The following is a 23,553-nucleotide window of genomic DNA, read 5'->3' on the forward strand; positions in this document are numbered from 1 at the left end:
ATCCTTTCGGACTGCCAGCTCTATTGCGCTTCCAGTCTTCCGTCTTCCCGCAGGGCAACTCCTAGAGAAATCGACGTCATTCGATCCAGAAGCGTCTTCGCTTCGTCGCCTTCTAACGGAATCGGCTGCGAATTCACCGAAACCATCGGATGGAAAGTCAGATCACAATCGCCGTTCTTCGAGCATACCGCGTCAAGCACGCCGGTATCCTTCTCCTCACCTTTCGGGTTCATGCCAAAAATAAAGTTCCCTAAACTGTATGCAATCCATTTGCCGTTATACATTTCGAATCCTTGCAGCACATGCGGATGGCTTCCAATAACCAGATCCGCGCCTGCATCGATATATTGCCTTGCGAACTGCTTCTGATAATCTTCCAGAACCGTCGTCCGCTCTGTTCCCCAGTGTACCATGACGACTACAATGTCAGCCATATCCTTCGCTTTGGTAATCGCTTCTACCGCCCGTCTCGTATCATACGTTTCCGCCACACCGGGCGTATTTTTGTCCGCCTTCCACGACACTTCAGGGACGACTCGGCTAAGTCCGACATACGCAACCTTTACACCGCGCACCTCATGAATGCTTGGGGCAAAAGCCTCCGTATCGTTTTTGCCCGCCCCCATATGCGCAATGCCCGCTTTGTCCAAATAGTCCATCGTATCGAGCAAACCTTCTACCCCGTGATCCATCGTGTGGTTGTTCGCCAGGTTGACGACATCGAACCCCGCGTCCCGGAATGCAGGCAGCGAATCAGGCGGTCCTTTATACACATACTGTTTATTTTCTGCAGGAGCTTCGCGTAACGTGACTGGATATTCAAAATTTGCCGCCGTTACATCAGGCTCGCTTAGGTACAGCAACGATTCCCGATATGGAAAATCGTACCCGTTCTTCTTCATGACACCTTCCACATAAGGGGCTAACAACACATCGCCTACAAAAGAAAGACTGATCTTTTCTCCTTCTTCGCCATCCGTGCTGCCCGAATCTACGGCCTCCGTATTGCCCTCGTTGTTATTTGGGGCTGTTTCTTCCTCGGTAGAAGTCTCAGCTCCATTAGAATCATCGGGCTGCTTCTGTTCGATCGGCTGATTGTCCCCGCTGTCCTCGCCCCTATTCGAACTGGCCGCTTCCTTATCCGCATTCATATTCAAACCAATTAACCAGACGGCAATCACTGCAGCAATAATGGTCAGCAATGTCACATTAAGGATCATAAGCCGCCTCATTCTTCTCTTGCGCATTCTCTTCTCATGCTGACGCGTCTCAGACCGGGATACGTTCATATGAAAATAAGCTCCTTCGTTGATATAATTGGAAGTTTGTCTATCAAGACTTTTCCATTATATCAATGATAGGAGCTTCATGGTCAACAAATATTACGACTCTGCTAGAATGGCTTTCGCCGCTTCCTTCCCTTGCCGTATGCAGTCGGGAAGACCGACGCCGTCGAAGGCCGCGCCTGTAATCCATACACCTGGAAGCTCTTCCGCCAGCCTTGCGCGCAGCCTCTTCACATTGTCGAGATGTCCGACCGGATACTGCGGCATAGAGCGATACAGTCTTGTAATCTCTGTAAAAAGAGGCTCTGCCGTTATGCCCATCGTCGTCTTGATGTCGCTGCGAACTGCAGCAATCAGCTCGGCGTCCGGCAGCTTCGCCTTTTCCTCGTCGCCTGCTCGTCCTACATAGCAGCGAAGCAGCACCTTATCGTCCGGACTCGTATGAAGCCACTTGCTCGATGTCCATGTGCATGCCGTAATGCTAAGTCCTTCCGAACGCGGAACTAAGAAGCCGGAGCCATCGAATTCGAGTCCGAATGTCGCCTTATCGAAAGCCATCACCACATTCGCTACCGATACGTAATGAATCGCTCGCAGCTCGCTCACGTTGGTTAGCGGCTCGAGCAGATCGGCCGCGTTGTAAGCAGGCGCGGTCATCACGATGCGGTCCGCTAGCAGTTGCTCGCCATTTTCCAATACAACGGTATAGCGGGCTTGTCCGATCTCCCGTTCTCGCTCTTTTTCTTTCGCAGCTGCCCGCTGTTCGTCGCGAATTTCTGCCACCTTCACGCCAAGCCTGCGCTCCGCGCTGCTTAACGCCTTATCCAGCGCATTTACGACAGTCGTCAATCCGCCCTTGAACGTTAGGAAGGTTCCGCCCTTCGCCACCGCGGGAAGAGCAGCCGATCCCGCTTTGCGGTTATGCTGCATGCCGCGGATCAGGCTGCCGTGCTTCTGCTCCGATGCCGCGAACTGCGGGAAAGTCGCTTGAATGCTAAGCTTTCTAAGATCTCCCGCATAGATGCCGGCCAGCAGCGGCTCGGCGATCTGCGTCATGATTTGCGGACCGACACGGCGCTCCAGGAATCCGCCAAGCGACTCGTCACCCTTCACCTTGCGCGCAGGCAGCGCAAAATCCATTAAAGCGCGAAGCTTCCCACCCCAAGATACAAGCCCCGTCTTAAGAAACGGCTTAATTTCCGTCGGCACGCCAAGCACGAGTCCGGCCGGCATGGGATGCAGCTTTTTCTGATGCAAAATATAAGTTTTCTTCGCCCCTGGGTTCGTCGTCGTTAATTCATCCGTCAACCCAAGCTCCATTGCCAAATCGATAATGGCCAGCTTGCGCGCAAGGAACGAATCCGGCCCTTTCTCAATGACGAAGCCGTCACGCTGCAGCGTATTGATTTTACCGCCAAGCACAGGAGCTCCATCAACAATCGTCAGATGGATTTCCTTGCCTAGCCGCTCCGCTTCCCGCTGCAAATAAAAAGCGGAGCTCAGTCCGCTGATCCCTCCGCCAATGACGACAATTCGATCAGGTTCTCCGATTCTCCGCATCTCATTCATTCCTCTCTCTCGCTTGCCAGTGCTTGTATGACCGATTCTGCCAATGTCTCCATATATAACGGATCGCGATTCAGCATCGCAATTCGATCAAGTGCCATATCCAGCTCTTTGGCCGCTGCCTTCGCCTCGATATCGAGGTCATAAAGCACCTCTAGATGGTCGGACACAAAGCCCACAGGTGCGACTAGCACCGCCTTAACGCCTTCTTCCCTGAGCACAGGTAGCGTCTCGAGAATGTCCGGACCAAGCCAAGGATCTCTCGTCCGACCAGCGCTTTGCCAAGTGAACTGCCAATCCGTAACGCCGGCCGCTTCGGCAACCGCCGCTGAAGTCTCCAGCAACTGCTGCTCGTAGGGATCGCCAAGCTCGCGAATCTTCTCCGGCAAGCTATGCGCGCTGAACAATACTTTTACTGGTTTGCCGTCCGTCTGCTCCGCTAGGCGTCGCAAGCCGTCCTGCACGCGTTCCGTAAGGGCCTGCAACAGCTTAGGATGCATATGGTATTGCTCCACAACTGCCAGCTTAATGCCCAGCTCATCCGCCTTTTCTTGAGCGCGCTTCATATAGCTGCCTACGCTCATCGTCGAGAAATGCGGCGCGAGCACGATGCCGACTGCCTGCTTGATGCCGTCTGCAGCCATCTGCTCTACGCCATCCTCGATATAAGGCTTCGCATGCTTAAGACCCTGGTAGCAAGCATACTTGCCAGGAGCAAGCTGCTCCAGCTTATCCTGCAAGCCTGCCACTTGCCCATTCGTATTCTCGCGAAGCGGGAATACCCCGCCTACGATCGCTTCGTAACGACCCTTCAGCTCGGCAAGCAGCTCCGGTGTCGGAGCATGTCCGCGGCGAATATGCGTATAGTACGTTTCGACGTCATCTAATGATTCCGGCGTTCCGTAAGACATGACAAGTACGCCGATCTTTTGATTATGATCAGACATGGCTAGTCTCCTTCCCCTTGCGTTCACGAATCGCTTTGGTCGAATAGGCATGTACGAACGCCGTCAATTCAGCCAGCTTCTCCAGCGACGCTTCCGGGAACAAGCCGTGTCCAAGGTTAAAAATGAATCCGTCCTGCTCGATCCCTTGATCGATAATTTCCTTCGCATACGATTCAATGACGCCGATTGGCGCCGTTAGCACCGTTGGATCGAGATTGCCTTGCACCGCTGCGCCGTTATTCAAGCGACGGCGTCCTTCTGGGATCGACACGCGCCAATCCAGACCGAACACGTCTGCCTTCACGCCGCCAAGCTCTGGCAATAGTTCACCTGAGCTGACGCCAGGAAAATAAATTTTCGGCTGCGGCAAATCGCTAAGCTCGTCGAATATACGTTCAATCGTCGGCAGCACATACGTGCGGAAGTCCGCTGGAGCAAGCGCTMCAACCCAGCTGTCGAACAGCTGGAACGCCTTGCCGCCGGCCGCCATATGGGCGCGCAAATAAGCGATAACCATATCGCCAAGCTTTCGCATTAGCTCATGCCACACTTTCGGCTGGCTGTACATCATTTCTTTCGTGCGCAAATAGTTTTTCGAAGGTCTTCCTTCTATTAAGTAACTAGCAATCGTGAACGGCGCGCCGGCAAACGTAATAAGCGGCACATCCAGCTCGCGGTTCAATATCCGAATCGTCTCCAGCACATGGCCGAGATCGCCTTCCACGTCAATCGGTTTCAGCCGTTCTACGTCCGCCGCCGTCTTGATCGGGTTCGCAATGACCGGCCCGATGCCGCCGACAATATCAAAGTCAATCCCTATCGAAGCGACAGGATTCATAATGTCCGAGTACAGAATCGCTGCGTCGACGCCGAGCTTTTTCACCGGCATCATCGTCACTTCCGCAGCTAGCTCCGGCTGCTTGCATATTTCAAGCAGTGAATATTTCTCTTTTATTTTGCGATAATCCGGATCGTAGCGACCTGCCTGCCTCATGTACCATACCGGCACGCGGTCTACTTCTTGCTTCATGCACGCCCGAATGAAACGGTCGTTATAAGACATTCCCGTTCCCCATTTCTATGTAGTGTCATCTGTATCCATTATGCCCTTTTTCCTCTACCCTAACAACCGCTCTCAAATGCGTTCCTATGACAATAGTATGACAATCGATGTCACTTTGCATGAAGAAGGTATGAAAGTTTGCCCTTACCTCCCATTTATCGCATGCCGCCCTCTTATGTTATACTTATAGCTATGGAACAGTGGAAAAAAAATCTAATCGTCCTGTGGTTTGGTCAGTTTCTTGTGATGGCGGGGATGACGATGATCATCCCTTTTTTGTCGCTTTATTTGCAATTCGATCTAGGCCTTAGCGATACACATGAGATCGGCGTTTGGGCGGGCGTTATATTCGCAGGCAACTTCGTCACCTCCTTCATCTTCCAGCCGATATGGGGGAAGTTCGCTGACCGCTATGGCCGCAAAATCATGCTGCTGCGCTCAGGCTTCGGCATGGCCGTCGTCATGGTGCTGATGGGCTTCGCTACGAACCCATGGCATCTGCTTTTCTTACGAATGCTGAACGGAACAATATCCGGCTTCAATCCGGCCTCTATAGCGCTAATCTCAGCTACAACGCCTAAGGAACGTATGGGCTTCGCTATGGGTACCATTCAATCGGGCGGCATTGCCGGCACGATTCTCGGGCCGCTGTTCGGCGGTCTGCTTGCCGATACGGTTGGCTACCGGCCGATCTTCTATCTGACCGGCGCATTATTATTCGGCGCATCGCTGCTTGCCCTCATTGTCGTTAAGGAACCGTTCGACCGCGCGAAAGCAGCGGCGCGCGTGCAGGCTTCCGTCGTCGAGGGGCTGAAGAAGCTTGCCCGCATTCCGCAGCTGACTTCGCTGTTCGCGGTCACCTTCCTCATCCAGTTCGCGATGATGAGCCCGATGACGCTGATCCCGCTTTATGTGCAGGAATTGCATGGAACAGCGGCTAACTTGGCATTCTGGGCGGGGTTCGTCGGCTCTGTGACGGGACTCTCTAATCTTGTTGCATCGCCGCTACTCGGCAAGCTCGCCGATCGGATCGGCGGCGAGAAAATTCTCGGCGTCGCACTAATCGGCGCGGCGATCTCCTTCATCCCGCAAGCTCTCGCGGGAACGGTATGGCAACTGCTGCTCGCAAGATTCATGCTCGGTATTTTCCTCGGCGGCCTTATACCCGCGGTGAATACTCTGATTCGCAAGTACACACCTGACGGAATGGAAAGCCGCTCATACAGCTTCAATACAAGCTCGCTTGCCATCGGCAACATGATCGGTCCAATTACAGGCGGCGCATTGTCCGGCTACATCGGCATTAAAGGTTTATTCGTACTGTCTGCCGTCATGATGATGCTCAATGCGGCATGGGTTTGGCATTCTTTGCTGCGTGGACGATCAGTTATCAAATGATTGGCTGAACTGCTTCATCCATGCTAATATGGATGCGTAACTTCACTTAATGCGTCGTAAAGCATGCGCCGTTTGATCCGGGATGAACCGGATTAAACGGCGTTTTTCATTTTAATTAAGGAGAGGATCTTGCAGATGAATATGACTTTATTCGAGGAAGCACATATGCATTGGCTTGAGCAGCATCTTAAGCAGAGGAAAGGTGAGCGTTTGCGCAGACTTAAAAAAGGACATGCCCATGCCGAGCAAAAGTTTGTTCGTAATGTGTGGTGGCCTGCTTTTGGCCATTTTACCAACTTGCATCCCGAGTTTGAGGTGAAAGACTTTAGCGAAGGATTTCGCTACTTAGACTTTGCATTCGTTAAAAATCATGTTCGAATTGCAATCGAGGTGGATGGTTACGGCCCTCATGTGCGAAATATCTCGAGGAGGCAGTTCAGCGATCAATGGGTGCGCCAGATGCATCTTACAAACGACAGGTGGATCATTGTCCGTATTTCATATGACGATATTGAACAGCGCCCCAGACTGTGGCAGCAGCTTTTGCAGCAAATGATGGGGAGATTGTTCGGGAATCTGAATGGAGAGCAGAGCTGATCGCAGAAGAACGGGACATTATCCGGCTCGTACGCCATCTTGATCGGCCCGTGCAATTGATCGATGTCCGGAATTTACTTGGATGCGGCTACAGAACAGCACGCAACGCAACCTGCTGCTTGAGTTGGAGCAGAAGGGCTGGTTGCAAACCGCAGGCCGGGGAACCAAACGTATCCACTCCTGGCGTTTGGCCCCCTCTTCAGCATCAAAGCCATACGTGCTGTAGTGAAGCACGTATGGCTTTGATGCTAACAGCCTGACACCAACGGGTATATTGCTCATTAGTTGCATTTCATCGAACTAATTTCATCTGCCGCGCAGTTATGAGCCCATTAATTGCGTTTCATCGAACTAATTCGCCGATTCACGCGCCAAAACACCAAACCCGCCCGTTTAGTTGCCCAATATCGAACTAAACAGGCGGGGTTCCTCGTACAAAACTAATTAGTTTCCCAGAATGACACTATTGCGGTATTAGCTAGCTTTGGAGAGTTCTGCAACATGCCGTGGAGGTAATCACCAACGGGTATATTGCTCATTAGTTGCGTTTCGTCGAACTAATTTCATCTGCCACGCGGTTACATGCTCATTAGTTGCATTTCATCAAACTAATTCTCCGATTCACGCCCAAAACACCAAACCCGCCCGTTTAGTTGCCTCAAATCGAACTAAACAGGCAGAGCGCCATGCACAAGACTATTTAGTTGCAGAGAATGACACTATTGCGCAATCCCACACACAGTTTGTAGAGATTCGTCCTCCATACCTATACAAGTTCATGTAAACTACTTACTTCACAATAGCAATCGCGAGACCGTCATAACCCGGTATGACGGTGCTCATGAGCCGCTCGTCGGTCGCGATGCGTTCATTAAAAGAACGCACGGCGCGCACAGCCGGACCTTGCTTCGTTTCATCGACCGTCCGCCCGCGCAAGAAAATATTGTCGCCAACGATCAGCGCTCCTGGATTGGCCATCTCTAGCGCAAAGTCCAAGTAGATCGGATATCCTTCCTTGTCCGCATCAATAAAGAAGAAATCGAACTTTCTTCCTTCGGATGCTAGCTGCGCTAAGCTCGCCTTAGCATCTCCGACAACATACTCCACTTTATCGCCAAGTCCCGCAGCTTCCATATTAGCCTTAGCGACGTCCGCGTAATGCTGCAGCAGTTCCAACGATACTAGCTTCCCCGCTTCTCCCATGCCCCGGGCGAGACAGATGCCGCTATAACCGCCAAGCGCTCCTATCTCCAGAACGCTGCTTGCTCCCTTCAGCTTCACAAGCATCGTCAATAGCCTTCCATACCCGTCAGCTACCGAAATATCAGGCATTCCGCGTTCCGCAAGCACCGCTTTCACATGTTCAAGATCGGCATCTTTTGCATATAAATCATCCACATATTGCTCATTCAGAAACATTATTCATCTCTCTCCATTTTTACAATTTGTAAAAACAACCTAGTTTGTCCTATACTTGATTGTATGTTTTTGTTCAAATATAGGAAAGGATAAGTTTTACTTTTATCCTTACGCCTATATTTCACCGCGAAACGAAAGCTTATGCTGCCAAGGACGCCATCTGGCGTTTCTTCTTAGCAGGGATACAAGCGCAGCTCCGGACATCAGTCGACAGGACTCGCAGAACTAATGAAAAGAGAGTGTTAGATGGAAAAGCTACAATTAATCGCAACCTCGCCGATGGGGCTTGAGGCGGTTGTTGCCCGAGAGCTTAAAGACCTCGGTTACACGGACTTGCAGGTCGAGAACGGCAGAGTCAACTTTACGGGCGGTCCCGCCGACATATGCCGGACGAATCTATGGCTTCGTTCCGCAGGCCGAATTTTGATCAAAATGGGAGAGTTCCGCGCGACGACGTTCGATGAGCTGTTCGAAGGTACGAAAGCGCTTGACTGGCCAACTTGGATTCCTGAGGATGGAGAATTCCCAGTTGACGGTCGCTCCCAAAAATCGCAATTAACGAGCGTTCCTGCCTGCCAAGGCATCGTGAAAAAAGCGGTTGTCGAGAAAATGAAGGAACGTTATCACACGGAATGGTTTCCGGAGGATGGCGGCCGCTACGTCATTGAGGTGACGCTGCTTAACGACAAAGCGATGCTGACACTCGATACGACAGGCGCCGGCCTGCACAAACGCGGCTATCGCAAAGTATCGACGGAAGCACCGATTCGCGAAACGATGGCAGCAGCGCTCATCCAGCTTAGCCGCTGGCAGCCGGATCGCCCGCTCTATGACCCGTTCTGCGGTTCAGGCACTATTCTAATAGAAGCAGCGATGATTGGCTGGAATATCGCGCCAGGACTTCGCAGATCGTTCAACAGTGAAGGCTGGCCGCTCCTGCCCGATGAGTTGTGGGATGCAGCCCGCGAAGAAGCGTACGATGCCGTCAAGGACGACATTCCGCTTCAAATCGCCGGCTCGGACATCGATCCGAACGCGATCGAGATTGCGGAGGCGGCCGTCAAGAAAGCCGGCTTCGGCAAAGAAATCAAGCTTAACGTCCTTCCGGTCGCTAAGGCGAAGCCTGAGGGCGAATACGGCGTAATCATTACGAACCCTCCTTACGGCGAGCGGCTTGGCGATGATCGCGAAGCCGAAATGGCATTGCGCCAATTCGGACTTACAGCGCTTCATTACCCGACATGGTCCTATTTCGCAATAAGTCCGTCAACTACGATTGAGACCTATTTCGGCCGCCCGGCAGATAAAAAACGCAAGCTGTTCAATGGCCGAATCGAATGCAACTATTACCAATTTTTCGGACCATTGCCTCCGCGCGGCGGCCGGAACTAGAAAGAAAGGAAGGACAAGCTCATTATGTATTCGAATAATTACAATATTGTACGACGATGCATGAGCAGTGTGCTCGTATGGCTGACTCGTCTCAAGACTGTAGATTTTTTTCTGTTTACGGTCGTCTTGATGGCTAAGCTATATATTTTTTCCGACGTTATCGGCATGTCCAAAATGAGAATGAACGGCGAGGATTTTTTCATCGAGCTGGGAGCGCTTTTGCTTACCGTCTTTTGGACCATATGGCTGCCTCCGCGCGGCCGTATTATTGCACTCATCATTATTAATCTCATTTTATCTTTCGTCATGTATGCCGATCTTATTTACTATCGTTATTTTCAAGATTTAATTACGGTTCCCGTGCTTATGCAGATGAACCAAGTTGACTCGCTCGGCGAAAGTATTAATACGCTTTTGTCTTGGAATGACATTGTTTTCTTCGTTGATTGGATTGTTATCGTTCCATTCCTCGTGTATGTCATTTGGAAAGGCCGCGGCGATCTTCGCAGAGCGAACGAACAAGCCGGCATCAAGTCCGCACCGTTGTGGCGCAAAACTGTTGCCCGCATCATCATTAGCGTCGCCGTGTTCATGCTGGGCTCGAACCTCGTCTTTACGAACGTGGAAGAGGCGAAGCGGACGTGGGCGCAAGGTATTTTCGTCGGGGCATGGTGGAATCTGTCCATCTACAACGTAACCGGTGAAATCGGCTTCCACGGGTTCGATATATACCGTTATGCGAAGCAGAACTGGTTCGACACGTCCAACGTTTCGGCGGAGCAAGCTTCCGAATCGAAAGCTTGGATTGCCGAGCGCGGTGAAGATCGCAAGGAGTTGGAAAGCGATGCGCTGTTCGGCGCCTACAAAGGCAGCAACGTGCTGATGATCCAGATGGAAGCTTTCCAAAACTTCATGATCGGCCAATCGATCGGCGGCGAGGAAATAACGCCGAATATGAACAAGCTCATCAAAGAAAGCGCCTATTTCAACGATTTCTACCACCAGACTGCGCAAGGCCGTACGTCTGACGCCGATTTCGCGGCGAACTGCTCGATGCAGCCTGTCGGCAACGGCTCTGTATTTATCCAATTCGCAAACCACGAATTTGAATGCATGCCTCAGACGCTGAAGCAAGAAGGCTACACGGCCAACGTCTTCCATGCGTATGAGGGCGGTTTCTGGAATCGGAATACGATGTACAACAATATGGAATACGATAAATTTTACAGCCGTAAGCATTTCACATTGGACGAAAAAGTCGGTTGGTCGCTAGGCGACAAGTCGTTCTTCCGACAATCGCTCGATGTCATTTCGGATCAAAAACAACCTTTCTATTCGTTCCTGATTACATTGTCCAGCCATCATCCTTATACGTTGAAGGAAGACGTACAAACGCTGAATGTCGGAGAACTCGACGGTACGATTATGGGCGATTATTTGCAAGCAACCCATTACGTAGATGCCGCAATCGGCGAATTGGTTGAACGTATGAAAGCCGAGGGCCTATGGGACAATACGATCCTTCTGATGTACGGTGATCATGATAACTCGATCAAGGATATGAAGCTGTTTGAAACGTTCCTTGGCAAGTCATTGTCCGAGGCCGAGCAAATGATGATTATGAAGCAGGTACCGCTCATCGTCCATTTGCCTCGCGGCGAGCATGCCGGTGAGTATACAAACGTTGGAGGTCAGATTGACATTACGCCAACGGTCATGCACCTGCTTGGTATCTCGACGGCAGACAAGTATATGATTGGCATGCCGCTCATTACCGAACAGCCGGTTGCAGGTCACAAGGTTGTTCTTCGCAACGGGTATTGGACAGACGGAACCGTCTTCTTCATGCCTTCCGCTGACGGTATTCCGGAGAACGGCAAGTGCTGGAATATAGCCGATAATGCAGTCGGCGATATCAATGGCTGTTTGTCAGGCATTGAGGAAGCGAGCACGGAGCTGGCGATGTCCGATCAGATCATCGAGAACGATCTCATCGCCGATTACAAGAAGCAAGACGCTACCGAAGCACGAGCGGGCAGCACGGAAGAAGACGCCGACGCCCTTGCTTCTGCTAAGTAAACGAATTATATCTGTGAAGGGGGTGTCCCAAAGGCCTATGGCTTTTGGGACACCCCCTTTTTATCACTATCCATCGGAACGCGGTTTCTCAACAGCACATATACTCGCCTCAGCGTCTCCATATAATCAATCGCCTGTTGTACGGCTCGCTGAATAAAAATGCGCTGGAGACTTTTCTATTTTCAGATGACGGGGACTGAGCATTGGAGATAAACAACAATACCGCATCTATGGGCTAGCTGACCTTTCAGTTAATCAATAACCGATAACAGATAACGGACAAAATAGCCACTTAAACTAACTTTCGACTGATTTTGGGGTGCTAATGGACAAATGTGACGCTAAGATGGTATATAAAGACTGGTTTTGTTAATTAAGTGCCTGTAACGATCTGTGATGTCCATTAGAAAATGAACAGAGCGATAATTGATCGCTAAGCGTTCGTAGTGTCCATTAGAAAAAGATACGCAGCTTACAGCCTTCGTTTCGCAGTGAAATATAGGCGTAAGGATATGAGTGAAACTTATCCTCCCTATATTTACAATTAAGCAGAATTTCAGCATTAATCTGAACCACCTGCCCTATTCTTAGCTCGAATGATATAACTAACACTAATGACCATGTTCCTTCAACCAGCCGAGCACATCGTCAATCGTCTGGACTGGCACAATATTAAGCGAAGGCGCGGCCGATCTCGCAGCTTCTACGGAAGCGGCCGGTACGAAGAAGACATCCGCATCGGTGCGACTTACCGCATAAGCCTTCTGAGGAATGCCTCCGACAAGTCCGACACTGCCGTCGACCTCGATAGTTCCTGTACCCGCAACCTGCAAGCCCCCTGTTACACCGCCTGGCGTCAGCTGATCGATGATCGCCAGCGTCAACATAGCTCCATGAGACGGACCTCCTATATGCGCGATATACGGTTTGTAGTCCACCGCTCGCGGAGTATCGAGCTTCGGATTCGTCCGCACAGAAATGCCGAACACCGCTCGGTTCTTATCGTCATCCGCAGCGCGTGTGGGCGCATTGATCCGCAATGACTCCTTACCCCTGTCAATCGTTAGCGACACAGTGTCGCCTGGCTTGATTGCCTCACCCATATAACCAGTCATATCTTCCAACGACTGTACCGCTCGATCGTTCAAGCCACGAATAATGTCGCCAGCCTGAAGTTGCCCTTCAACCGGGCTACCCGTTACAATCGCCACGACGAACACCCCATCCGCAGTGACGCCCTTGCCGATCCCGGCTTTCTCCATCGCAACAGCCTCTGCTACTTGATTGGCATTCGTCTTCATCATGACAACCTGGGAGTATGACTCCGTAAGCGGAGGCTCGTCCTCAGGAATGGGGTCGAAGCGGTATTCCGGGAACAGCTTTCCGTATACCCAATCCATCGGCACAGCCGGCCGTTCGAATACGAGTACACCGTTAATGGATCCTCCCGCCGCTCCGCTCTCCACATGCGCATAACGGTTCATATTTAGCGTCATTCCCGGATAAGTGACATTATAGCCTGTAGGAGTAACAAGCAGTGCCATTACAATCGCAATTCCCATCCATAACAGCAGTGTGCGTTTCGGGAATCGCAGCTTGCCGTTTTCCGCCTCCCAACCCATTAGCTCGCTAAGGAGCATATCAATGCCAACAAGCAGTGCTGATGCGCCGATAAGCAGGAGTATAAGCATCAGCTTAGTTGGAGTGATTAGAGCAACGGCAGCAGCATATAGGCTGACGACTGCGACTGCCAACTTCAGTACATGCATCACAACATACGAAAGCTTGCTGCGGCGCACGTCTGTGCCAGCGCTTAGATATACTCTACGGAGCTTAATGCTACCAAGCAAAGCTCCCGCCGCCCATAGCAACGGAGGCAGCGCAAGCAGCATAAGCAGCCAATCGATCATCTCGATCCATTGCATGCCCCCGGCTGTCTTAAGCGGAGCAGGAAGCCATATCAATTCGGCAAAAATCAAATAACTTAATGCAACGACAAATCCGACAACATAATAGTTCCGATGATTTCTATTTCTAAGCCTCGATTTTATAGTCATCCAGCAGACCTCTTCGCCGTTAGATTCCTGTTTCTTTGTTTTTTATTATGCGCATGTATCCACAACGAGCGAGAACCCAACGGAAGCTTTGCCGTTGGGTCCTGATGTGTAAGTATTCTATGAAGTTCAATTTCAATCGAGCGTTTGAAGGCGGCATTTATTTCTTAATATATTGGCTAGCCTTCTCGATCGCATCGTCCTCGGAAGCGCCCTTCACATACCGTCCATTAATGAAGACGAACGCATACCTTGCACAAGGGCCGCAGTAAGACTTGCAGCTTACTACGCCGATCTCGTCATTAGGGGCCAGCTTCTGCAGCTTGGCAATGGACGTCTTCATCTTCATATGCTTGCATTTGTCGCATATGCGTATATCGTTAGCCATTCAACATCTTCCTATCTTGCTCCGGCAGCCTGCGAAGCTTAGTGGTCGCCGTGGTTGCCTTTAGTTGGATTCGTAACGGCAAAGCCTTCCTCCGGCACGTAGAAGTAATCAATGCGAACGCCATCTAGAAACTCGTTGCCATCTTCCAAAATAACATCAATATCTTTGTCCGTCGATACAACGACGTCCTTATCGGTAGGCTCATCAATCGCCATGCCGTAATGCGCATGATCGCCGTGCGCGTGTGTTACGTATACGCGAAGCTTCTTGCCTTCATTCTCTGGCTTGTCCAGCTCTACCTTCAACATTTTCGCAGCGTTTTTGGAAATTTTGCAGTTCATCGTTATCCAGCTCCTCTTATCGTTATGCCCTTCGGCAGGTTTTACTATTTTATATTATACTTCGTCTGCATTCTGCGGGCAAACCATTCTGAAACAATCATCGTTACCGCAATATCGTCGATCGGCATCATCGGCAGCACATCKGGCAAAACCCAATAAAGCAATACGGGCACGCCGAATATCAGCTTGTCCTTTACCTCTACGTCCCGTGACTTCAGGAGCTTGAAAATAAGACCGAACGTCCCTTTCCAATGGCGAAGCGAAAACAATTTACGCATAGGATGTCCCACCTTGATTGCATTTACGACTAGTATATCATAAATAACAAAGCAGACATCATCTACGAAGGACGATGTCTGCCGATTTGCAGCGCCTCCACCAATAGGGGCTGCAATTCCATATAGATGTGATCGAAATTTTGGAACGGGAGCGGATTCTCGCCGTACCCGGCCTCTACCGTGAAGCCCGGCTTGCGATAGTACTGAATGAACCAGTCCTTATACCCCGCATCGCTGCCTGACAGCTTCACCGGCTTGTAGCCGCTTGCTTGGCCAAGCCGCTTTGCAATCATCTCAGCCTCGATAGGCTCGTAATCGCGATAGTTCCAATAAATCTCCCGCCCTTGCGTATGAAGGGCAATAACCGCATCGAACCCGATGTTTTCCGTAAGGCTTGCCATTGCAAGCGCTTCGGGCTCGCTTAGCGGCTGCGGCCCGGGGTAATCGCGCGGACCTGGTCCTTCCACTCCGCGGCGCTTGCACTCGTCTTCCCAATGCGCCGGGAACTGATCGTTAAGATCAACGCCTCTCGCATTCGCCTTCCAGCCGCTGAAGTTGTTCGAGCCGCCGTTCCAGGCAATCAACTGTTCGTATAAGGGATTGGACTTAGTTACCCCGCATTGGGCTAGCTCGACGCCGTCGGGATTAACCATCGGGACAGCCCAGAGCGTCACCTCTCTGCATAGCTCCGCTACCTCCTGTCCTCTTAGCAGCTCATCATTTGCGTACGAGGCGGACAAGTCGCCAACAAAACGCATTAACAGTGCCGATGTAATCCACTCATTAGCATGGAATGAAGCGTTAATATGAATATTTCTTGAACCTCGTCCGCAGCGCAGCGCGATAATCGGCCTGCCGAGAACGCTGCGCCCAATCTCATAGACGGTAACGAAGGAATAGCGGCTGGCAAGCTGTCTGCAGCCCTCCAGCATATCATGATAACGGTATGTGTCCTTCTCGTTCATCGCAATATCGCCTCCAGCGAGCGTCAGCCCTTATCATTCCTACCATGACCATGCTATGCCGCTCAAGCTTGCCCTATGTTATCTAGCTAACCGCAGCCCACTTACAAAACAAAGAAGCCGATACCCGTCTGCAAGCAGATGAGATCTTCGGCTTCTTCGTTACGCCCGTCTTCGGGCAAGGTTCAAACGATATTCGGAACCTGCCAAACGACTGGCGTCAATTCAATCTGCTCGCCCAGCCATTGCTGCGCAATGGCCTTGAACAGAAGCGAATCTCCGCTGCAGAAAAACTGGTGCACCGGTACGTCGTCTCTGAGCGCAAGTCTTTTTTGATCCCGCAAAATAATGCTTACCTCTCTCGCCGTCTCATCGGCCGAATTAATGAGCGCCACGCCTTGACCCATTACCTCTGCAATCGTGTCGGTCAGAAACGGATAATGCGTACAGCCAAGAATGAGACAATCGATCGGATACATGCGCAAATGTCCGATTGACTTGCGTACAGCCTCATACGTTTCCGGCGATCGAAAATTGCCTTTCTCCACGAGCGGTACGAATAACGGGCAAGCTTCGCTTATGACCTCCACATGCGGCGAAAGTTCACGCAAAGCGCTGTCGTATGCACGGCTCTTGATCGTCCCTTCCGTACCGATAACACCAATACAACCGGTTGCAGAGCGGCCGATAGCAGCTCTTGCACCGGGGTTGATCACGCCGACTACTGGCACAGCAACTCTTGCGCGAATATCGCCAAGCGCCGCTGCCGTTGCGGTGTTGCATGCTATAACAATCATTTTGGGACTGAATTGAATTAAGTAATCCACAATTTCTCTCGTGAAGCGAATGATTTCCTCTGAGGAGCGAGGACCGTAAGGCGTCCTGGCTGTATCTCCGAAATAAACGATTTTTTCTCGCGGCAGTTGGCGCATCACTTCTTTGGCAACGGTAAGACCGCCTACGCCTGAATCAAGTATCGCAATCGGTTGCTGCACGAACACACCGCTTTCCTTGAACATGATCGTCAAATAGAATGACACAATAGCATATGAATACTGGCAAAAAAACGTACCTACAACTTATCGCAAAAACAGACAAGCTTCAACAAATGAAAACCAATGAAAATCGGCCTTCTAACCTTATATTGACAGTAAAAATATGTATCGCTTAATATTTAATTGATTTAACTATTCTGTCCTAAACCCCGGCTAGGTTATATACATCTATAGACAGGAGTTAGCCTACTATGACGGAACAAACGAAATCCGCAGCGCAAGAGAACGACGTTAATTCCGGCAACAAACGCGGCTTGCTAATTATCGGCTTGCTCATCGCCATGCTGTTCGCGGCGCTTGACGGCACGATCGTCGGTACGGCGATGCCGACCATCATTCTTGAGATGGGCGGCTTGGAGCTGATGGCTTGGGTGACAACCGCCTATATGCTGACCTCTACAACAATTGTTCCTATCGCCGGCAAGCTTTCCGACTTATTCGGACGCAAGATCGTATATGTATCGGGTCTCCTTATTTTTATAATCGGCTCGGCGCTCTGCGGTGTTGCAGGCAACATCGAGCAGCTTATCATTTACCGCGCGATTCAAGGCCTTGGCGGCGGGATCATGATGCCGATGGCCATGATCATTGTCGGCGACCTTTTCACAGGCAAGCAGCGCGCGAAGTKGCAGGGGATATTCGCCGCCGTGTTCGGCCTTTCCTCCGTCCTAGGTCMGCAAATCGGCGGCTGGATCGTCGACGCTTGGGACTGGCGCTGGGTGTTCTATATTAACTTGCCTGTCGGCGTAATCGCAACGATCTTCATCGCCGTATCGTTAAGCGGCAAGAAGTCCGAAGGCAAAGTGAAATTCGACTGGGCCGGCATCTTCACTATGGTCGTCGGCGTCGTCAGCTTGTTGCTTGCGATGTCGCTGGGCGGCAATGAATTCAAATGGCTGTCCTGGCAGATCATCGGAATGCTTGTATTGGCCATCGCGGCCTTGACCGTATTCGTATTCGTGGAAGCTAAAGCCGAGGAGCCCGTTCTTCCCGTCAAGCTGTTCAAGGACAAAACCTTTACTTTGATTAACAGCGTTGGCTTCTTCATGAGCCTTGGCATGTTCGGTGCAACGATGTTCGTGCCGCTCTTCATGCAATGGATCGTAGGCATCTCCGCTACGGCTTCCGGCTCAATTATGATTCCGATGATGGTATCGATGATGCTGTTCAGCATAATTGGCGGACAGATTGTCTATAAGCTTGGCGTTCGGGCGCAATTAATGATCGGCATGCTCATTATTGCCGCCGCTTTCTTCCTCCTTACGCTGCTGGACGGATCTACGACAAGGCTCGTGGCATCGAGCTACATGGTCGTGCTTGGAACAGGCATCGGCCTCGTCATGCCGCTGCTCACGCTCGTACTGCAGGATTCATATCCGAAATCGCAGCTTGGCGTCGTCACCTCGTCCAGTACATTCTTCCGTCAGATCGGAGCTACGTTCGGGATGACGCTGCTGGGAGCGGTCATGAACCTGCAATCAAGCAGCGCGCTCAAGGAGAAGCTGACACCTATGCTTGGGCAGCTTCCTGAGGAAGCGAAGCAGCTGGCCGACCAAACAGCAAGCACGATTGAATCGAATCCGCAGGCTGTATATTCCAGCTTGCTTGATCCGTCAGTGTTGTCTCAGCTGCCGAAGGAGCTTACCGACAAGCTGGTGCCCGTTGTGAAGTCAACGTTAATCGGTTCGCTGCACGCCGTCTTTTGGGTCGGCCTGCTCTTCATTGCTATTGGCACTGTGCTAGCGCTGTTCGTTCGCAACATGAAGCTCATTCAGCCAGCGAAGGAAGACAAGGAAGCTGTAGCAGCGGCAAGCGAGCCGCAGCTTAATCATATGTAACCTCATACGCACAAGGTAATACGGCTGACGCCGTCCTCGGCGGCGCAGCGCGTTTCATTCCGGAGAAATATAGGCGTCAGTATAGTAGTGAAACGATATACTATCCTATATTTTAGCAGAAGGCGCCGGCTCATGATTCATAATCGAATCCATGACCGGCGCCTTCTTATGCGGCATTACAGTTCTTTCGTTACTGCGGCTTCGGACTCGCCTGCTTCCACCGATTCAAGCGCGATAGCGACTTGCTGCTCGCCGTCACCAGCGTTCAGTGCAGCTGCTGCTTCGTCAGCGTCGATCAAGTTTTTGCCTTTGACCGTGCTTACGAAATTGCCAGCTGCCTGCTTCGTACGGTCAGCAAGCTGCACCGCTTGATCGCCGATTTGCTTAGCAAAACGTCCTGTTGATTCGCCAACTTGACCGGCAACCTTAACCGTCGTTTGGCCAACCTTCTGAGCACCTGTCGAAATATCCTGGCGCAGCTCCTTGCCGGCTTTTGGCGCCAGCAACAATGCTGTCACAGAACCAACGACACCTCCAGCTAATGCCCCCAGCAAAAATCCTTTAGTCCCTTTACGAGTTGTCATCATGATTCGCTCCTTTCGTTCTTAGCGTGCCCTTCGTCTCTGCCTGTCGATTCGGAGAAAGCAGCGGTAACATGTGCATGATGCCCGGCTTCGTCAGCCGACGCCGACGCCGCTGTGCTGCGCTTCGATTGCCATAGCTGCCAGGCTGCAATGCCCAGCTCCGCCCATTCGAACGCTTCGCCGACCTGGCGCTTCGTTGCAGCTCGTTCGGCATGCCTTGCCGCCGAATCCGCAAGTACAGCCGTTACGCTCTGTACGGCCGATGTCGTATGCTTAATCGCGCCTCCGACCTCGCCAGCCGCTTCGAATAATCGATTCACGTTGGTTAGCTGCCGATTCGCGGTCCGAATCGTCTCCTCGGCCGGCGGTACGAGACCGCGCAGCTCTTCCCCTAGACGGGCTACTTCACGCTGCATCGCTTCAGCAGATTGCTGTACCTGTGCAAGCCTGCCAAGCAATATTCGCATGCCGACAAGTAAGCCCGCCACTAGAATGACGAATGCGCCTGCGGCAACCGCTGCGCTCCATGTTACGATCATGCTCCTCTCTCCTCCTCACCGTGCGTATGCCATATAGACGAATGCCCACTTGCGTAATGACAGTATAAGCAGAATGGGCTTGTCTTGACACAGGCGTATGCAAAAAAGGCCGCTCCCTGGAATCCGCACACGATTCCAAAGAACGACCTCTTATTCTACACTTAACTTTAGCCAATCTTATAACTGCACTTGCCGCCGCCCTTAGCCAAACATTCCGTTCGCTCGACAGGCGCATCCAGCAGCGCTTGGAACAACGCAAGCTCGCAACTGCACGCTTGCTGATACTTGCCTGCCACCTTCGCAATCGGGCAATTATATTCATTAAGCATATACGCTCCGTTACCCTGCGGCTCCAGCTCCGCCATATACCCTCCGGCGCTTTGAATGGCCGCTAGCTCGATAACCCGATGCTCGAGACTCTTTCCTGCCATCTTCGGCTCATACCTCTCAAGCAGCTTCTGCTTCCTGCCTTCGAACATCACATCAATGAGCCCAGCCGTATCCGGGTTATCAGCCAACTCATCGAGCAAATCGAGAGCGAGCAGGTGATAATTTTTCGGAAACAGCTCATCGGCTTGCCTCGTCAGTTCATATGCGTGCAGCGGCCTGCCCATCGCTTGACGTACGGAGACAATATGAATGCTGCCTTCCGTCTCAAGGGCGTACATATGGCGGCGTATCGCCATTTCCGTCAGCCCAACCTCCACCGACAGCTCGCCAGCACTCATCCGTCCCTTCGTCCGAAGCAGCAGCAATAGACGCTCTCGCGTTGAAGTGTCATTGTTATTGTCTACTGTCCGTCTTGCTGCGCGATTCGTATCGTTGCGCTTCAAACCTTCACCGCCCTTGCACATCTATTAGCGTCATTGTAACGCAAATTGGCCGTTTTGCAAGTGTTAACAAATGCAAACGGCCAACAATTTACACGCTATAGCTCGCGATCCAAATATTGCTCCACCGCTAACTTATATTCCGGCAGCAGCTTCGCGATGCGCTCCGACAACGGATGCAGCTCGCTGCGCGGCCATACGAAATACTCTTGGACGAGCGGCCGACGAAGCCTGACCAATTCAATTAACGTCCCCAGCATGTCCGCCGGAAAAACGCCTTCCTCGCCCGTAATCTCTATAATATCCTCATAACTGCTCGCATCGCGCATAATAAAACCGTCAATCAGATAGCTTCCAACATCCGTTACCGTCTCGATTGCCAGATGCAGCGCGCGCTCCTGCGCAAGTCCCTGCAATAATGTCGCTTGCCAGTTCGATGCAACGTCATGCAGTGCCGCTGCGATCTCGGGCACTGCTTGCAGCCTGACCTCAATTTGCTCGCGATTTACATAATACAATTGTCGTCGCCTGCCTTCAGCCTTGCTTTTTTTTCTTTGCTTTCCGTTTAAGCCATGCCACCATAATAATGCTGCTCAATATAATAACGAGCAAATAAGTCATAATTTCATATACATCGCCCATGCTGATCTGTTCTTCCATGTTACGTACAGCCCGCCTTTCAGCTTATGAAGTCGATGCTGACGGAAGCTTCGCGCACTTGCGTCATATGCTCGATTACTTTTTTATGGACAGGATGCACTTGGTATTCGTCAAGCGCCTCCAAGGAGTCGAATTTCGTAATTAAGGCAATGTGGTACGATCTCTCCGAATGAAGGACGTCAATACCAACCTCAATCGACTTAAGCACCTCGATCTTGCCTTCCATATCTCTTAGCACCTGTGCAGTGTTAGCTACGTTCTCAGCGCTTCCGTCCTTTAGTTTGAAAAAAACGATGTGTGTAAGCATCGGCTGTTCCTCCTCTAATTGCTGCTCTGAATGGGTTCGCATTCGCATGACATCGAATCATTTGTCGCATAATAACCTAAGACACATCATACCCTATGCATCCGTATAAGGGCAATCTCTGCAACTTTACGGCGAAGGAGCTTGATACTAGAATGCGCTATCCCGTTACTTTAGCGGCAACGCTGATCGGACTTGCGATCTGCCTGTTCAATTACACGGGCTACGACCCGCACAACATGATCTTCTTTATGTTCAGCCCACCGGCATGGGTCGTCGATTTACTCGTCGATATTCATGAGGTGAGCGTCCTGCTTATGTACGTCTTGACGGTGCTGACTTGGGCTTTGCTCGGCTTTATCGCCGACAAGATCATCTTCTCGGGCCGAGAAAGCGGCCGTCGCCGCAGTGCAAGCTAATAACTTTGAAAAAGGAGCCTTTCGGCTCCTTTTCCATTGTTCATTATCGCATTAGCTGCTTATGCAGCTTCTACTACCAGCTTCGCATGCATTGTCGTATGACCTTGTCCGCAAGGGATCGAGCATTCGATCAAATATTCGCCCGGCTTATCGAACTCTAGGTCTGTTTCCGGGTGGTCGTTGTCAAGCTCAACTTGCAGATCTTTAATGTGAACGCCGTGAATGCCGCTCTTATTCTCAAGCTTCATCTTAACTTTGTCGCCAACCTTCACCGTGTACGTTTCTTGGTCGAACGTGAAGTCATTCGATGCCACAAGCTTCAGAAGCGATACGCCTTCTGGCAACGAGGCAGCCTCGTCAACAGGCTTAGCCGGCAAGCCGAATGTGAGCATATAAACGCCCAGCAACGACGCCGCTGTAAAAAGTACGAACATAATCCATTTGTGCATTGCTACGTGCTCCCCTTTGCGATCATAATGTCTACCTCTTATATTACATAAGATCGTCCGAAGTTCTCAACCTTAAACTGAGCAAAGAGGAAAAGTTTTTTTGTTTTTTTGACAAAACCATGAACAATTCGTGAATTAACGTGACAAATACTGCTTGAGTACCCTTTCGGACTCGGCCTTCACGAAGCCCCACAGCATGAAGAAGCGGTGATGGTAGCCCCGGCACATGTAATGCGCGCTTAATCCGTCCGCCTCCTGCTTCTCTTCATATACTTTAATGCCGGTTTCGCGGAATTGCCGCCTAATGGCGGACAAATCGAGCAACACCCGATCCTGCACCCCGCGCAGCATCGACTCATAGAGCCTTGGCAGCTTGATCGAGGCCGTCCCGATCACCCGAATGTCATGATCCAATATCCGCATGACGATGCCAAGCAGCTCATACCGCTTCACCAGCTCCAGCTCCTCGTCGGTCTGAACGGGTGGATGCGAAGCCGCCTTCGCCTCGCTGCGTCCTTCTTCCTTGCTTACGGCCATAGCTTTCCCTCCTTGCACAGCCGCATGATAAGAACATCTGTTCTCATTATATCCAATGACAGCTTGTTCATGCAATAGAGAAAAAACTTCCTGCTGCCAATCGCAGCCTTAGCCCTGTCCGCCAAGGCGCTTATTTCTTACGCTTAAGCACCTCGATAAGCTCGCGCAGGCGATCAGGCATCGGCAGCCCCATTCGGCCGTAATTTTCCGTTATGGATATGAGCTCGTTCGCGATATAAAAGTAGATTGCCGCACCCATCGTCACATCATGCAAATCCAATAAAATATCGATGCGGTGCGCAAGCAAAATAACGAGCAGCATTAACCCTTTGCGTGCAAGCCCCCAAGCGCCGAATGCGCTGTTAAGCCCTCTTCCTTCCTTGATCGATGCCGTTACGCCGGTAACATAATCAACTCCCATCGCCACTACTAATAGAGTAAGGGATTCAATCCATGAGCCAAAAGCAAAGGTAACGATCGATCCTAGTATTCCGCAAATTGAGCATAGTAAGACTAACGGCATATTTTGTCACCCCATATTCAAATAAATTTGCTATATACTATGCTT

General features: G+C 51.2%; 26 protein-coding genes. 6 read left to right on the top strand and 20 right to left on the bottom strand.

Going from position 1 to position 23,553, the window contains the following annotated elements; genetic code table 11:
• Positions 1 to 20: 20 nt before the first annotated feature.
• The 4 genes from AC1DF0_RS15615 to hemE all read right to left on the bottom strand — a co-directional run bounded on the left by AC1DF0_RS15615 (position 21) and on the right by hemE (position 4,862).
• Positions 21 to 1,289, bottom strand: a complete 1,269-nt coding sequence (locus AC1DF0_RS15615) for a CapA family protein (protein WP_477574540.1) — start codon at positions 1,287 to 1,289, stop codon at positions 21 to 23.
• A 93-nt stretch (positions 1,290 to 1,382) separates the two neighbouring features.
• Positions 1,383 to 2,846 (bottom strand): protoporphyrinogen oxidase, encoded by a 1,464-nt coding sequence (hemG, locus tag AC1DF0_RS15620; RefSeq protein WP_477574541.1) that lies wholly within the window; start codon positions 2,844 to 2,846, stop codon positions 1,383 to 1,385.
• Positions 2,847 to 2,851: 5 nt separating this feature from the next.
• Positions 2,852 to 3,799, bottom strand: a complete 948-nt coding sequence (hemH, locus tag AC1DF0_RS15625; RefSeq protein ID WP_477574542.1) for a ferrochelatase — start codon at positions 3,797 to 3,799, stop codon at positions 2,852 to 2,854.
• Complete coding sequence (gene hemE / locus AC1DF0_RS15630; RefSeq protein ID WP_477574543.1) at positions 3,792 to 4,862, bottom strand: uroporphyrinogen decarboxylase; 1,071 nt, start codon at positions 4,860 to 4,862, stop codon at positions 3,792 to 3,794. The genes hemH and hemE overlap by 8 nt, the downstream gene beginning before the upstream one ends.
• A 192-nt stretch (positions 4,863 to 5,054) precedes the next feature.
• On the opposite strand from hemE, the gene AC1DF0_RS15635 reads away from it, so the two are divergent.
• Together AC1DF0_RS15635 and AC1DF0_RS15640 are read left to right on the top strand one after the other, a co-directional pair.
• Positions 5,055 to 6,260, top strand: a complete 1,206-nt coding sequence (locus tag AC1DF0_RS15635; protein ID WP_477574544.1) for an MFS transporter — start codon at positions 5,055 to 5,057, stop codon at positions 6,258 to 6,260.
• Between the two features lie 135 nt (positions 6,261 to 6,395).
• The gene (locus AC1DF0_RS15640; protein ID WP_477574545.1) at positions 6,396 to 6,857 is read left to right on the top strand and encodes a hypothetical protein; all 462 of its coding nucleotides are present in this window, start codon (positions 6,396 to 6,398) and stop codon (positions 6,855 to 6,857) included.
• A gap of 789 nt (positions 6,858 to 7,646) precedes the next feature.
• Here the strand turns inward: AC1DF0_RS15640 and AC1DF0_RS15645 are convergent.
• Positions 7,647 to 8,276 carry an O-methyltransferase gene (locus tag AC1DF0_RS15645; RefSeq protein WP_477574546.1) on the bottom strand — a complete coding sequence of 210 codons (630 nt, stop codon included), beginning with the start codon at positions 8,274 to 8,276 and terminating at the stop codon, positions 7,647 to 7,649.
• A gap of 246 nt (positions 8,277 to 8,522) precedes the next feature.
• Here AC1DF0_RS15645 and AC1DF0_RS15650 point away from each other — a divergent pair, with 246 nt between their 5' ends.
• Both AC1DF0_RS15650 and AC1DF0_RS15655 read left to right on the top strand, forming a co-directional pair.
• Positions 8,523 to 9,668 (top strand): THUMP domain-containing class I SAM-dependent RNA methyltransferase, encoded by a 1,146-nt coding sequence (locus AC1DF0_RS15650; protein ID WP_442050548.1) that lies wholly within the window; start codon positions 8,523 to 8,525, stop codon positions 9,666 to 9,668.
• 24 nt (positions 9,669 to 9,692) lie between these two features.
• Positions 9,693 to 11,747, top strand: a complete 2,055-nt coding sequence (locus tag AC1DF0_RS15655) for an LTA synthase family protein (RefSeq protein ID WP_477574547.1) — start codon at positions 9,693 to 9,695, stop codon at positions 11,745 to 11,747.
• 611 nt (positions 11,748 to 12,358) lie between these two features.
• Here the strand turns inward: AC1DF0_RS15655 and AC1DF0_RS15660 are convergent.
• From AC1DF0_RS15660 to racE, 6 genes are all read right to left on the bottom strand, one after another.
• The gene (locus AC1DF0_RS15660; RefSeq protein ID WP_477574548.1) at positions 12,359 to 13,804 is read right to left on the bottom strand and encodes a PDZ domain-containing protein; all 1,446 of its coding nucleotides are present in this window, start codon (positions 13,802 to 13,804) and stop codon (positions 12,359 to 12,361) included.
• A 157-nt stretch (positions 13,805 to 13,961) separates the two neighbouring features.
• Positions 13,962 to 14,189 carry a YuzB family protein gene (locus tag AC1DF0_RS15665; RefSeq protein ID WP_337103715.1) on the bottom strand — a complete coding sequence of 76 codons (228 nt, stop codon included), beginning with the start codon at positions 14,187 to 14,189 and terminating at the stop codon, positions 13,962 to 13,964.
• 38 nt (positions 14,190 to 14,227) lie between these two features.
• A complete protein-coding gene (locus tag AC1DF0_RS15670) occupies positions 14,228 to 14,530 on the bottom strand; it encodes an iron-sulfur cluster assembly accessory protein (RefSeq protein WP_477574549.1) in 303 nt (100 codons plus the stop codon).
• A gap of 44 nt (positions 14,531 to 14,574) precedes the next feature.
• A complete protein-coding gene (locus AC1DF0_RS15675; RefSeq protein ID WP_442050552.1) occupies positions 14,575 to 14,808 on the bottom strand; it encodes a hypothetical protein in 234 nt (77 codons plus the stop codon).
• A gap of 62 nt (positions 14,809 to 14,870) precedes the next feature.
• Complete coding sequence (locus tag AC1DF0_RS15680) at positions 14,871 to 15,773, bottom strand: M14 family metallopeptidase (protein WP_477574550.1); 903 nt, start codon at positions 15,771 to 15,773, stop codon at positions 14,871 to 14,873.
• A 182-nt stretch (positions 15,774 to 15,955) separates the two neighbouring features.
• Complete coding sequence (gene racE / locus AC1DF0_RS15685; RefSeq protein WP_477574551.1) at positions 15,956 to 16,765, bottom strand: glutamate racemase; 810 nt, start codon at positions 16,763 to 16,765, stop codon at positions 15,956 to 15,958.
• Between the two features lie 251 nt (positions 16,766 to 17,016).
• Here racE and AC1DF0_RS15690 point away from each other — a divergent pair, with 251 nt between their 5' ends.
• The gene (locus tag AC1DF0_RS15690; protein ID WP_477574552.1) at positions 17,017 to 18,663 is read left to right on the top strand and encodes an MDR family MFS transporter; all 1,647 of its coding nucleotides are present in this window, start codon (positions 17,017 to 17,019) and stop codon (positions 18,661 to 18,663) included.
• Positions 18,664 to 18,839: 176 nt separating this feature from the next.
• Here the strand turns inward: AC1DF0_RS15690 and AC1DF0_RS15695 are convergent, their stop codons facing one another.
• The 6 genes from AC1DF0_RS15695 to AC1DF0_RS15720 form a co-directional block, all read right to left on the bottom strand.
• The gene (locus AC1DF0_RS15695) at positions 18,840 to 19,250 is read right to left on the bottom strand and encodes a YtxH domain-containing protein (RefSeq protein WP_477574553.1); all 411 of its coding nucleotides are present in this window, start codon (positions 19,248 to 19,250) and stop codon (positions 18,840 to 18,842) included.
• Complete coding sequence (locus tag AC1DF0_RS15700; RefSeq protein ID WP_442050556.1) at positions 19,247 to 19,786, bottom strand: DUF948 domain-containing protein; 540 nt, start codon at positions 19,784 to 19,786, stop codon at positions 19,247 to 19,249. The genes AC1DF0_RS15695 and AC1DF0_RS15700 overlap by 4 nt, the downstream gene beginning before the upstream one ends.
• Positions 19,787 to 19,953: 167 nt before the next feature.
• Entirely contained in the window at positions 19,954 to 20,619 is a 666-nt protein-coding gene (locus tag AC1DF0_RS15705) for a helix-turn-helix transcriptional regulator (protein WP_477574554.1), read from the bottom strand.
• A gap of 95 nt (positions 20,620 to 20,714) precedes the next feature.
• The gene (locus tag AC1DF0_RS15710) at positions 20,715 to 21,134 is read right to left on the bottom strand and encodes a DUF86 domain-containing protein (protein WP_442050558.1); all 420 of its coding nucleotides are present in this window, start codon (positions 21,132 to 21,134) and stop codon (positions 20,715 to 20,717) included.
• Between the two features lie 16 nt (positions 21,135 to 21,150).
• A complete protein-coding gene (locus AC1DF0_RS15715) occupies positions 21,151 to 21,276 on the bottom strand; it encodes a hypothetical protein (protein WP_475821368.1) in 126 nt (41 codons plus the stop codon).
• A 19-nt stretch (positions 21,277 to 21,295) separates the two neighbouring features.
• Entirely contained in the window at positions 21,296 to 21,583 is a 288-nt protein-coding gene (locus tag AC1DF0_RS15720) for a Dabb family protein (protein ID WP_337103725.1), read from the bottom strand.
• A gap of 152 nt (positions 21,584 to 21,735) precedes the next feature.
• Between AC1DF0_RS15720 and AC1DF0_RS15725 the strand changes: the two genes are divergently transcribed.
• Entirely contained in the window at positions 21,736 to 21,999 is a 264-nt protein-coding gene (locus AC1DF0_RS15725; RefSeq protein ID WP_477574555.1) for a hypothetical protein, read from the top strand.
• Positions 22,000 to 22,058: 59 nt separating this feature from the next.
• Here AC1DF0_RS15725 and AC1DF0_RS15730 read toward each other — a convergent pair whose 3' ends face one another.
• The 3 genes from AC1DF0_RS15730 to AC1DF0_RS15740 all read right to left on the bottom strand — a co-directional run bounded on the left by AC1DF0_RS15730 (position 22,059) and on the right by AC1DF0_RS15740 (position 23,508).
• The gene (locus AC1DF0_RS15730; protein WP_442050561.1) at positions 22,059 to 22,448 is read right to left on the bottom strand and encodes a cupredoxin domain-containing protein; all 390 of its coding nucleotides are present in this window, start codon (positions 22,446 to 22,448) and stop codon (positions 22,059 to 22,061) included.
• A 135-nt stretch (positions 22,449 to 22,583) separates the two neighbouring features.
• Positions 22,584 to 22,985, bottom strand: a complete 402-nt coding sequence (locus AC1DF0_RS15735; protein WP_337103728.1) for a YhjD family protein — start codon at positions 22,983 to 22,985, stop codon at positions 22,584 to 22,586.
• A gap of 130 nt (positions 22,986 to 23,115) precedes the next feature.
• Positions 23,116 to 23,508 carry a phage holin family protein gene (locus AC1DF0_RS15740; protein ID WP_442050562.1) on the bottom strand — a complete coding sequence of 131 codons (393 nt, stop codon included), beginning with the start codon at positions 23,506 to 23,508 and terminating at the stop codon, positions 23,116 to 23,118.
• Positions 23,509 to 23,553 lie beyond the last annotated feature (45 nt).

Source organism: Paenibacillus sp. 05T425 (genome assembly GCF_056396205.1).